Annotated in this window: 2 protein-coding genes and 1 pseudogene; all 3 read right to left on the bottom strand. The window is 55.2% G+C overall.

Annotated elements, in window-relative coordinates:
* Positions 1-366 (bottom strand): prophage tail fiber N-terminal domain-containing protein (locus FTE26_RS08205; RefSeq protein WP_272457540.1); only part of this gene is annotated, 366 nt, incomplete at its 3' end.
* Between the two features lie 64 nt (positions 367-430).
* The gene (locus FTE26_RS08200; protein ID WP_001230360.1) at positions 431-1030 is read right to left on the bottom strand and encodes an Ail/Lom family outer membrane beta-barrel protein; all 600 of its coding nucleotides are present in this window, start codon (positions 1028-1030) and stop codon (positions 431-433) included.
* A 66-nt stretch (positions 1031-1096) separates the two neighbouring features.
* Positions 1097-3565 (bottom strand): annotated as a pseudogene (locus tag FTE26_RS08195) (phage tail tip domain-containing protein); the annotation flags it as partial.

Below are 3565 nucleotides of genomic sequence, written 5' to 3'. Positions count from 1 at the left end.
CTGTGCCACCACGGACGCGTTACGCGCCACCTCTTCCACCATCAGCTCAAAACGGCGCAGTGCCTCCGGACGGGCATCATCCTCAGTCATGGCACCGAGAAAATCATTCAGCGTACCGGGTCGGGAATCTTCATACACGGTAATGGTCCCGGCATGTGATGGCGGGAATCCCTCCACCAACAGAATAACGCTGTACTGACCGTACTCAACGTCCATGCTGTAACGCCCGGCTTCATCCGGATTTTCTGAGGCAAGCGTGTTCACCACCACCGTGTTGCTGTTACGTTTTGCTTTCAGCTGGATTGTGCAGTTCTGTACCGGTTTTCCTGTGCCGTCTTTCAGTACACCTGAAATCTTTACTGCCATATTCACCCCACAAAAAAGCCCGCCTGAACCGGCGGGCTGTCATAACACTGTGTTACCTGGCTAATCAGAACTTATAACCGACACCAACGATGAACCCGTCAGTGCGCCAGTCGCCACTGCCGGAGCCTTCATAAGCGACATCAACGGCCACGGATTCGGTCGGGTTAAACTGCACGCCAGCTCCCCACGCCAGAGAGGTGTTACTGTGGCGAGCGTCATCACTTCCGGTCAGCACGTCGTGCCTTTTTCCCTTGTTGTCAGTTACGCGGAGATAATCCCCGGAAAAAGTCGACACACGGCTGTAAGCCACGCCTGCCATCGCATACGCGCTGAACCATTCATTCACGCGTACAGACGGCCCCGCCATCACGCTGAACCAGCGGTTACGCACGGAATCTTCATGCCAGCGGGTATCGCTGTAACGGGTCAGCTGGCGATTCTTGTCTCCTGCATAGCTGAACGACGTCACCATCCCCAGTGTGTCCGTAAACTCATAACGGTATTTCACGTTAATCCCGTTCAGATCATCACTGCCGGGAACGTTCGTCCGGGCATGAAGATACCCCGCGCTCAGCGTGGACTGATGTTCAGACGCCCATGCAGGCGCACCGGATACGGCCAGACAAATGGCTGCGGACAAAATGGCGGCATAAAGTTTACGCATAATTACCTCTCGCTTTTCTGCAATAAAAAAGGCGTCATTTCTGACGCCCGTTCTGGGTTATAAAATTCAGCTGATACTGATACCTGCTGTGGATTTTTTCATCACCACAACCAGCAGATCGCTGATACTGGTTGTTGGTGTCCAGTTATTCGCTCCTGATGAAGATACGGTGAATGTCAGTGTCAGCGTCCCCTGTCCGGCAGGCATATCTATAACTGAGGAAAATACGCCCTGGGCATCCGTCGTGGACTGATTAAAAATCTCCTGACCATTGCGGGTCACTCTTAACCGGCAGGTTGAATACCAGTATGACTGTTGGTTATTACTGTTGAAATTCTCATGCTTACCACCGCGGAATAACACTGGCGGTATCATGACCTGCCGGTCAAATTTCTGATCATCACTGATTCTTACCGTGATGGTGCCACTGGCATAACTGTTCGTGCGGGGGAAAGACTTGCTGACCGTTTTGACAATATCGCCTTCAATCTGATTGGCTGACAGTTTCCCCTTAATCTGACAGTTTTCATTAATCGTGACATTGTTGAGCGTCCCTGAATTTGCATTCACATTACCGCTGATATCCGCATTTTTAGCGGTCAGCTTTCCGTCTGGTGTCAGGGAAAATGTCGGCGGATTTCCACCGCTGGTAATGGTGGGAGCCGTCAGGCGTTTCAGGAACACGTCATTCATGAATATCTGGTTGCCCTGCGCCACAAACATCGGCGTTTCATTCCCGTTTGCCGGGTCAATAAACGCGATACGGTTAGCGGCAACCAGAAACTGGCTCAGCTTGCCTTCCTCCGTGTCCTCCATGCTGAGGCCAATACCCGCGACATAATGTTTGCCGTCTTTGGTCTGCTCAATTTTGACGCCCCACATCGCATTCCATTTATCGTTAGCGTCCTTCCACTCTTTCGAAAACTCATCCAGTCTGCTGGCGTTATCCTCCGTCAGATCAACTTTTTCCAGCAGCTCCTTGCCGAGATGGGATTCGGTTATCTTGCCTTTGAAAAAATCCAGGTAACCTTCCGCATCATCGCTCGCCCGACCGACGGCCTCCACGAATGCCGATTTGCCAACGGTGTTCACACTGCGGATATAAAAGTAATAATCATGGCCCGGTTTGATATTGATACTGGCGGCTATCCAGTACAGCCCCGTGCCAAGGTAGCGGGCTGTGGTTTCAACCTGCCTGATATCGGTAATCCGCGTTTCCGAGAACCAGAACTCAAACTGTACCGTCGGATCATAAACCGCAAGATGCGGCGTGGCAGTTATCTGAAAATAGCCCGGCGTCAGCTCAATCCGCGACGGTGCTACCGGTGCGGCAATCCTGAACGATACCGACGCCGGATCGCCCTGCTGTCCCCACGCATTTACCGCCCGGACTGTCAGCGTGTACCGTTGAAGCGGTATGTGGTTTCCGTCGTCCGGGCCGTGCTGACCAGCCGCTCACTGCCGTCATCCGCTGCCACGGTCAGGCGAAGCAGGAAGCTCACCCCCTTCACCACCTTCGGTGTGTCCCAGCGCGCCAGCACCTGATATTCCCTGCTGTCTGCGGTGACTTCTGCGGTCAGGTGCTGCACCGCTGGCGGCGTGACACCATTCACCGTGCCGCTCTGGTCGCCGTCAAAGTGCGCCCCGTTATCCACGATGGCCTCTTTTTCCGGTACATGCTGCACGGCAGTGATGGCATACGTGCCGTCATCGTTCTCACGGATACTCACACAGCGGAACAGGCGCTGACGCAACGTCGGCAACTTCAGCCCCCATACGCTGTATTCAGCAACGCCGTCAGGAACACGGCTCACTTTCACCTTCACGCCGTCGGTGACGGACTGAACCTCCACGCTGACCGGACTCCCCTGCCCGTCAACCAGGCTTATCAGCGTGGTGCCGGAAGATGGCAGCGTGATTTCACGGTCGAGCGTCAGCGTCCGGGTCTGGCTGTTTACCGCCAGCACGCGCCCGCCGGTGCGGATACCGGCATAGTCATCATCGCAGATTTCAATGACATCGCCCGGTACATGGCGAAGCCCTTCGGCACCCACGCTGAAGTCCACGGTCTGCGTTTCCAGCAGTTCCGTTTTAATCAGCCACAGCCCGGCGCGGTGTGCCTGCCCCCGGCTGGTACAGCCAAAGGCATCCATCTTCGTGACGTTACGACCGTAACGGGCAATGGCCTGCGTGTCCTCCACAAGCTCTGTCGCCGTCTCCCAGCCGTTATTCGGGTCAATCCAGTTCACCTCAACGGCATTATGGCGGTCCTTCAGGGCGCTGAAGCTGTAGCGGAACGGCGCACCATCATCCGGCATCACCACATTACTGCGGTTATAGGTCCACACCTTATCCGACGGTCGGTCCTGCACGAACGTCAGCGTCTGCCCGTTCCATACCGGCATACAGCGCATCGCAGAGCAGAAATCACTGAGCACATCCCACGCCTTGCGCTGTGTGGTCAGGTACGCATTACAGGTGATGCGCGGCTCCGTGCCGCCAAAACCGTCCGGCACCGACTGATCGCAATGCTGG

Origin of the sequence: Escherichia sp. S10b, assembly GCF_028421345.1 — a bacterium.
In the GTDB taxonomy this organism is placed as follows: domain Bacteria; phylum Pseudomonadota; class Gammaproteobacteria; order Enterobacterales; family Enterobacteriaceae; genus ECMA0423.
Note: the sequence above shows the minus strand (reverse complement) of the source record. Positions and strands in the feature narration are given on the sequence as shown.